Source organism: Micromonospora sp. ATA51, from assembly GCF_016802855.1.
In the GTDB taxonomy this organism is placed as follows: domain Bacteria; phylum Actinomycetota; class Actinomycetes; order Mycobacteriales; family Micromonosporaceae; genus Micromonospora; species Micromonospora sicca.
Map to the genome: position 1 here is coordinate 1 of NZ_JAEVHJ010000307.1, position 7848 is coordinate 7848.

At 72.4% G+C, this 7848-nt stretch carries 6 protein-coding genes and 2 pseudogenes; 1 reads left to right on the top strand and 7 read right to left on the bottom strand.

Annotated features, from left to right (window positions below; translation table 11 throughout):
• Positions 1-4: 4 nt before the first annotated feature.
• A complete protein-coding gene (locus JNW87_RS31035; RefSeq protein WP_238454888.1) occupies positions 5-736 on the bottom strand; it encodes a TetR/AcrR family transcriptional regulator in 732 nt (243 codons plus the stop codon).
• 94 nt (positions 737-830) lie between these two features.
• On the opposite strand from JNW87_RS31035, the gene JNW87_RS31040 reads away from it, so the two are divergent.
• On the top strand, positions 831-1217 hold the full coding sequence (locus JNW87_RS31040) for a hypothetical protein (protein WP_238454889.1): 387 nt from the start codon (positions 831-833) through the stop codon (positions 1215-1217).
• A 789-nt stretch (positions 1218-2006) separates the two neighbouring features.
• On the opposite strand, the gene JNW87_RS41760 is transcribed toward JNW87_RS31040, so the two are convergent.
• From JNW87_RS41760 to atpA, 6 genes and pseudogenes are all read right to left on the bottom strand, one after another.
• Positions 2007-2534: an FAD:protein FMN transferase gene (locus tag JNW87_RS41760; RefSeq protein WP_375373570.1), complete on the bottom strand. Its 528-nt coding sequence runs from the start codon at positions 2532-2534 to the stop codon at positions 2007-2009.
• 298 nt (positions 2535-2832) lie between these two features.
• On the bottom strand, positions 2833-3360 hold the full coding sequence (locus tag JNW87_RS31050) for an FMN-binding protein (protein WP_238454891.1): 528 nt from the start codon (positions 3358-3360) through the stop codon (positions 2833-2835).
• A gap of 20 nt (positions 3361-3380) precedes the next feature.
• Positions 3381-4583, bottom strand: coding sequence for a ferredoxin reductase family protein (locus JNW87_RS40965; RefSeq protein WP_309234118.1), 1203 nt, complete (start codon positions 4581-4583; stop codon positions 3381-3383).
• Positions 4566-5453, bottom strand: a pseudogene (atpD, locus tag JNW87_RS40970) (F0F1 ATP synthase subunit beta); the annotation flags it as partial. The pseudogene atpD and the gene JNW87_RS40965, both read right to left, overlap by 18 nt.
• A pseudogene (locus JNW87_RS31060) lies at positions 5453-6381 on the bottom strand (F0F1 ATP synthase subunit gamma). The pseudogenes atpD and JNW87_RS31060, both read right to left, overlap by 1 nt.
• A gap of 3 nt (positions 6382-6384) precedes the next feature.
• Positions 6385-7848: F0F1 ATP synthase subunit alpha (atpA, locus tag JNW87_RS31065; RefSeq protein WP_238454892.1), on the bottom strand; the 1464-nt coding region annotated here is incomplete at its 5' end.

Sequence of the window (7848 nt, forward strand, 5' to 3'; positions counted from 1 at the left end):
GGGGTCAGGGGTGGCGGGTTTCGATCAGGAGGTCGACGCCGTCGAGGATGCGGGCCAGGCCGAAGTCGAGGGCCTGGTCCTGGGCGGCGTGCGCGGCCGCCGACTCCACCGCGGCGACCAGCGCCGGGAAGCGCTCCTCCCGGCCGCGGAGCAGGTCCGCCAGGCCGGATTCCAGCGCCTGCTCCGGCGTGCCGGTGTCCATCGCCGAGACCTGCTGGGCCAGGTTGCGGGCGTGCCCGAGCAGGAGCACCGCGACGTCCAGCATCTCGCCGCCGTTCAGCCCGGTGCCGGTGAGGGCGGCGAGGGCCCGCTCCAGCCAGCCGAGCTCGTTCGGGCCCATGACGCGCGCGCCGACGGTGGCCGTCAGGGCCCAGGGGTGCCGCCGGAAGCGGTCGAACAGCTGCCGGGCCCAGTCGTCGAGCTGGTCGCGCCAGCCGGCGCCCGCCGGTGCCGCGGGGGGTTCGCCCACCGCCGTCTCGATCATGAGGGCGACCAGTTCGGCCTTGCCGGGGACGTACCGGTACAGCGCCATCTTGGTCACGTCCAGCGACTCGGCGACCCGCTGCATGGTCAGGCCGTCGAGCCCGTCGGCGTCGGCGATGGCGATGCCGGCCCGGGCGATCGCCGTCAGGGTCAGCGTGGGCCGGGGCCCACGTCGCGGCGGGCTCGGCGTCCCCCACAGCAACTCGTAGAGCTTCCGCTTGTCCGCCGCGCCACCGGCACCCGCCCGGTCCATGGGTCTCCCTCGATCGGTCTTGTCCGGAACCGAAACTGTGTCTACGATACTCTGTATCCGACGGACACAGTTTAGCTTGTTACGGGGGAAGCCGATGTCTCACACCCTTCCGCTGCGCGGCCGGCGCGTCCTGGTCTCCGGGGCCGGGGTCGCCGGGCCGGCGCTGGCCTGGTGGCTGGCCCGCTACGGCGCCGAGGTCACCGTGGTCGAGCTGGCCCCGGCGCTGCGCACCAGCGGCTTCGCGGTCGATTTCCGCGGCCCCACCCACCTCGGCGTGCTGGCCGCCATGGGGGTGCTCGACGAGCTGCGCGCCGGGCAGACCCACGCCGGGGCGATCAGCTGCGTGGACGAGCACGACCGGGAGATCTTCCGGCTGCGGCCGAGTTCGCCGGGGGCGACCTGGAGGTCTACCGCCGGGACCTCTCCCGGATCCTGTACGAGCACGGCGCCGACCGGGTGGAGTACCTGTTCGGGGACGTGATCACCGGCCTCGTCGAGACCGCCGACGGGGTACGCGTCGACTTCGCCCGCGCCGCGTCGCGCATCGTCGACCTGGTGGTCGGCGCGGACGGACTGCACTCGGGCGTACGGCGGCTCGTCCTCGGCCCCGAGTCGGCGTACGTCCGGCACCTCGGCTACCACCTGGCCGGCTGGGACCTGCCCAACGAGCTGGGGGTGGACACCGTCTCCCGGCAGTACAACGTCCCCGGGCGGATGGCCGGCGTCGCCGCCGACCAGCGCGACCCGGACCGGGCCGGCGCCCTCGTCGTCTTCGCCGCACCCCGGCTCGACTTCGACTGGCGCGACCTCGACCAGCAGAAGAAGCTCGTCGCGGACGCCTTCGCCGGGCTGGGTTGGCACGTGCCGCACCTGCTGGCCCACCTGCGGGACGCGCCGGAGCTGTACTTCGACTCGATCAGCCGGGTGAGCGTGCCCCGCTGGCACACCGGCCGGACGGTGCTGCTCGGCGACGCGGCCTGGGGCGTGACGCTCGGCGGGATGGGCGTCGGCACCGGCGTGGTCGGCGCGTACGTGCTGGCCGGCGAGCTGGCCCTGGCCGGCGGCGACCACCGGGTCGCCTTCCCCGCGTACGAGAGCCGGCTGCGCGGCTACGCGATGCGCTGGCAGCGGGGCGCCAGCCCGGGCCGTTCCTCGCCCCCGCCACCGGGTGGGGGCTGGGGCTGCGCAACCGGCTGCTGGCCACCGGGCCGGTCCAGTCGATGCTCCTCCGCGGCACCGGTTCGCTGGCCACCGATCTCGACCTGCCCGACTATCCGGCGCGGGTCTGAGCCGCCGGTCGGGTTCCGGGCCAGTTCGGGGTGGCCCGGAGCCGACCGGCGGCGTCCACCAGCAGGCCGGCGTACCCGTCGAGGGTGGCCAGCCAGTCGAGCGCGTCCGCGCCGCGGGCGACGGCCGCGGTCGCGTACACGTCGGCCCAGAGCAGGTCGGGCCCGACCACGGTGACCGACCGGACCGCCTCCGCGGGCCGGCCGGCGTGCGGGTCCACGATGTGCGCGCCGCGCCGCGAGGTCCCCGACGTGGCGACCGCGCCGCGCTCCCGCTCCAGCACGTCGAGCAGCCGCTCGGGACGCCCGGGGTTCTCCACCCCGACCCGCCAGGCGGGCCGCCCGGCGCGGTCCACAGCAGCACGTCCCCGCCGGCGTTGAGGCAGAGGTCGTGGTCGGGCAGGTCGGCCAGCCACCGCGCGGCCCGCTCCACCGCCCAGCCCTTGACCAGGCCGGACGGGTCGAAGCCGGTGCCGCCGGTGGGCAGCGGCAGGCGGTCGGCGTCGAACCACCCGTCGGTCCGCAGCCGGGCCAGCTCGCAGAGCTCCACCACCTCGCGCACGAGCGGCTCGGCGGTGGCCGGGTCGGGCCGCCGGCCGCCGAGCCGGCCCAGCACGCTCTCCGGTCGGTACGTGCTGAACACCGCGTCGACCTCCCGCAGCTCGGCGAAGACCCGCTCCACCCGCTCCGCCACCGGGTCCGTGCGCACCCGCGGTCCGCGCAGGTGCACGCTGACCGGCAGCCCCATCACCTGCACCACCCAGGCCCGCCGGTCCAGCTCCGCCGTCAGGTTTATCGTCGCCACCCCGCTCACTTCAGGTGCGCCGCGTCGATCGCGGACTGGAGGGACTCGCGGTAGCCGTCGCTGGTGACGGTGGCCCCGGAGACGCTGTCGATCTGCGCGCTCTGCGCGGCGAGGGCCGACTGCCGCAGGATCGGGACCGCGTAGTCGTTGATCTCCTGGTCCCGGCGGTTGCCGTCCGGCACCTGCACGGCGGTGACGTCGGTGATCTTGCCGCCGGAGACGGTGATCCGGACCTGCACCGGCCCCCACCGGGTCTGCGCCACCGACCCGGTGGCCTTCCCGTCGGCCGAGGAGCCGTCGGCCGAGGAGCCGTTGGACGACGAGCCGTTGGACGACGACGAGCCGCTCGAGTCCGAGCCGCCCGAGTCCGAGCCGCCCGAGTCGTCGGTCGCGGACCAGGAGCCCGCGGCGGAGCCGTCGGAGCCGGCGATCGCGCTGCTCTCCCCGCCGGGGCCCATCGTGCTGGTCTTGTAGCTGAACAGCAGCACCAGGGCGGCCACGGTGGAGAGCAGCCAGACGGTGATCCGTCGCATGGATTCTCCTTTCGCGCCTGTCACCAGGCGAAGCGTTCGTGATGGGTGTGCGCGTCGGGCACCCCCGCCGCCCGGGTCGCGGCGCGGGCCGCGTCGACCCAGCCGTCTGGGCCGCAGAGATAAACGTCGTGACCGGCGATGCCGGGGGAGAGCCGGCGCAGGGCCGCCGCGTCGGGCATGCCCTCGGCGTAGGCGGGCAGCCACGCGGGCCGCCGGGCCCGCGGGCCGACCAGCAGGTGCACCACCACCCCGCGCTCCGCCGCGAGCCGGTCCAGCTCCGCGCGGAAGGCCAGCTCCTCACCGGTACGCGCACGGTAGAGCAGTACCGCCTCGCCCGGGGCGTACGGCAGCTCCCAGAGCAGCGCCAGCAGCGGGGTGATCCCGACACCGCAGGCGAGCATGGTGACCCCGCCGCCGCGCCAGTGCTCCCCGGTCAGCCGCCCGTACGGCCCCTCCAGCAGCACCCGGGTGCCGGGGCGCAGGGTGGCCACCCGGGCGGTGTCGTCCCCGAGGTCCTTGACCGTGATCCGCATCAGGTCACCGGACGGGGGCGCCGACAGCGAGTACGGGTGCGCCCGGGACCAGCCGGGGCCGTCCAGGAACCGCCAGAGGAAGAACTGCCCGGCTCGGGCGGGCAGCCGGTGCAGGTCGCGCCCGCGCAGCCAGACCGAGGTGACGCCGGGAGCCTCGGGGACCACCGCGGCCACCTCGACCCGGTGCCGCAGCGTGCGCCAGGCCGGCAGGCCGAGCCGGAAGACCAGCACGCTGGCCAGCGCCAGCAGGTAGACCGTCCACCAGTAGGCGCGGGCGGCCGCCGAGTCGACGAACTCCGCCCCGGTCCAGAGCTGGTGCGGCAGCGCCAGGGCGATGCCGAGGTACGCGTACAGGTGCAGCAGGTGCCAGGACTCGTAGCGCAGCCGGCGCCGGGCGGCGCGGACCGAGGTCACCACCACCAGCACCAGCAGGGCCAGCGCCGCGGTGGCCAGCAGCATCCCCGGGTACGTCGTGACCAGCTCCCAGGTCTCGACCAGCACGTTGCGCCGGGCGGTCCCGGCGTACCCGAGGGTGGTCAGCACCACGTGGGCGAGGAGCAGGTGGAACGAGGTGAAGCCGGCGAGCCGGTGCCAGCGGGCGATCCGGTCCTGACCGAAGCGCCGCTCGATCAGCGGCACCCGGGCCATCAGCACCACCTGGATGAGCATCAGGTCCTGGAGCTCGCCCATCTCGTCGGCCAGGGTCGGCTGGTAACCCACGGCGCTCGGCATGCGGCCGAGCAGCGTGGAGACCTCGGAACCCGCCTGGGTGAAGCGGAAGATGTTGTCGATGAAGAGCAGCACCTCCTGCTTCTTCACGTCGCGGAAGTACTCCGCCATGGTCAGCGCGGACAGCGCCACTCGCAGCCGGGTGCCCGGCGGCTCGTCCATCTGGCCGTAGACCAGCGCCGTCTTGTCGATGACGCCGGACTCGGTCATCTCGGCGATGAGGTCGTTGCCCTCGCGGGTGCGCTCACCCACGCCGGCGAAGACCGAGGTACCACCGAAGTTCCGGGCCACCCGGGTGATCATCTCCTGAATGAGCACCGTCTTGCCCACGCCGGCGCCGCCGAACAGGCCGATCTTGCCGCCCTTGACGTACGGGGCGAGCAGGTCGATGACCTTGATGCCGGTCTCCAGCATCTCGGTCTTCGGCTCCAGGTCCGCGAAGGCCGGGGCCTTGCGGTGGATCTGCCAGTGGTCGTCGGGGCTGAGGGTCTCGCCCTCCTTGAGGTTGAGCACCTCGCCGATCGCGTTGAACACGTGGCCCTTGACCGCGTCGCCCACCGGCACGGTGATCGGCGAGCCGGTGTCGCGCACCTCGGTGCCGCGGACCAGGCCGTCGGTCGGTTGCATCGAGATGGCGCGGACCATGTTGTCACCCAGGTGCTGGGCGACCTCCAGGGTCAGCTTCTTCTCACCGCCGGAGAGCGTCACGTTCACGTGCAGGGCGTTGAACAGGGACGGCATGGCGTCGCGCGGGAACTCGGCGTCGACGACCGGGCCGATGACCCGGACCACGCGACCCGTGGCCGTCTTGGTCTCTACTGGGGCAGTCATCACACTTCACTTCCCGACGCGGCGAGCGCGTTCGCGCCGCCGACGATCTCGCTGATCTCCTGGGTGATCCCGGCCTGGCGGGCCGTGTTCATCTCACGCGTGTACTTCTCGATCATGTCTTCGGCGTTGTCGGTGGCGGCCTTCATCGCCCGCCGCCGGGCCGCCGACTCGCTGGCCGCCGACTCGATCAACGCGCGTAGATCCGCGTGTTGATGTACTTCGGCAGCAGCGCGTCGAGCAGCGCGTCCGCCTCCGGCTCGAACTCGTACGCCGGCAGCAGTCCCTCGGACCGCGGGCGGTCCTCGACCTGCATCGGGCCGATGATCTTCGCGACCGGCGTCTGGGTCATCAGGGAGTGGAACTCGGTGTAGACGATGTGCAGCTCGTCGATCCCGAGCACCCCGTCCACCCCGGCCTGGCCGTCCACGTCGTCCGCGCCGGCCGAGAACGCCTTGATCAGCGTCTCGCCCACCTCGCGGGCGTCGGCGAAGGACGGCTGCTCCGAGAAGCCCGTCCAGCTCGCCGCGATGTCCCGGTTGCGGAACCGGTAGAACGTGACGCCCTTGCGGCCGATCACGTAGAGCACCGGCTCCTTGCCGTCGGCCTTGAGCCGGGCGATCAGCGACTCAGCCGTCTTGATCGCGTTGGAGCTGTAGCCGCCGGCCAGGCCCCGGTCGCTGGTGACCACCAGGACGCCCGCCCGCCGCACCCGCTCACGCGGGGTGAGCAGCGGGTGGTCGATCCGCGCGTTGGAGGCCAGCGCCGTGAGCACGCCGGTGATGGCCTGGGCGTACGGCAGGGACGCCTCCACCCGGGCCTGGGCCTTGGCGATGCGGCTCGTCGCCACGAGCTCCATCGCCTTGGTGATCTTCTTCATCGACTTCGCCGAGCGGATCCGTTGACGAAGAACGCGTACCTGGGCGGCCATGGGTCAGCTCTCTGCCGGGCGGTCGGTCGTGCCGTCGCGGAAGCGGGTCACCGACTCGCGGTTCTCCTCGCCCGCCAGCGGCTTCGCGGCGGGCTCGTTGATCCGCTGCTCGTCCTCCTTGCCCAGGAAGACCTGCTTGAACTCGGTGATGGCCGAGTCCAGCGAGCCGATGATGTCGTCGTCCCACTTGTTGTCGGCGATCGCCGCCAGGACGCCCTCGTGCTTGTGGCGCAGGTACTGGAGGAACTCCGACTCGAAGCGGCGGACCTCGCCCACCGGGATGTCGTCGAGCTTGCCCTCGGTGCCGGACCAGACCGAGACGACCTGCTCCTGCACCGGGTACGGCGAGTAGTTCGGCTGCTTGAGCAGCTCGACCAGGCGGGAGCCGCGCTCCAGCTGGGCGCGGGAGGCCTTGTCCAGGTCGGAGGCGAAGGCGGCGAACGCCTCCAGCTCACGGTACTGGGCCAGGTTGAGCCGGAGCGAACCGGCGACCTTCTTCATCGGCTTCACCTGTGCGGCGCCACCGACCCGGGAGACCGAGGTGCCGACGTTGATGGCCGGCCGCACGCCCTGGTTGAACAGGTCGGTCTCGAGGAAGATCTGGCCGTCGGTGATCGAGATGACGTTGGTCGGGATGAAGGCGGAGATGTCGCTCGCCTTCGTCTCGATGATCGGCAGACCGGTCATCGAGCCGCCGCCCAGCTCGTCGGAGAGCTTGGCGCAGCGCTCCAGCAGGCGGGAGTGCAGGTAGAAGACGTCACCCGGGTAGGCCTCACGGCCCGGCGGGCGACGCAGTAGCAGCGACACAGCCCGGTACGCCTCGGCCTGCTTGCTCAGGTCGTCGAAGACGATCAGGACGTGCTTGCCGCCGTACATCCAGTGCTGCCCGATGGACGAGCCGGTGTAGGGAGCGAGGTACTTGAAGCCGGCCGGGTCGGACGCCGGGGAGGCGACGATGGTGGTGTACTCCATCGCGCCCGCCTCCTCCAGGATGCCCTTGATCGAGGCGATCGTGGAGGCCTTCTGGCCGATGGCGACGTAGATGCAGCGGACCTGCTTCTTCGGGTCGCCGGAGCGCCAGTTCTCCCGCTGGTTGAGGATGGTGTCCAGGGCGACCGTGGTCTTACCGGTCTTGCGGTCACCGATGATCAGCTGCCGCTGACCCCGACCGACCGGGGTCATCGCGTCGACGGCCTTGATACCGGTCTGCAGCGGCTCGAACACGGACTGCCGGGCCATCACGTTCGGGGCCTGGAGCTCCAGCTCGCGGTAGCCCTCGTTCGAGATGTCACCGAGGCCGTCGATCGGCTGGCCGAGCGCGTTGACCACGCGGCCGAGGAAGGCGTCGCCGACCGGCACCGAGAGCACCCGGCCGGTGCGCTTGACGCGCTGCCCCTCCTCCAGCTTCGCGGAGTCACCGAGAACGACGACACCGATCTCCCGGACGTCGAGGTTCAGCGCCACGCC

Coding starts and splice junctions, on each gene's coding strand:
- JNW87_RS31035 (WP_238454888.1), bottom strand. CDS start 736: ATGGACCGGGCGGGTGCCGGTGGCGCGGCGGACAAGCGGAAGCTCTAC.
- JNW87_RS31040 (WP_238454889.1), top strand. CDS start 831: ATGTCTCACACCCTTCCGCTGCGCGGCCGGCGCGTCCTGGTCTCCGGG.
- JNW87_RS31050 (WP_238454891.1), bottom strand. CDS start 3,360: ATGCGACGGATCACCGTCTGGCTGCTCTCCACCGTGGCCGCCCTGGTG.
- JNW87_RS40965 (WP_309234118.1), bottom strand. CDS start 4,583: ATGGGCGAGCTCCAGGACCTGATGCTCATCCAGGTGGTGCTGATGGCC.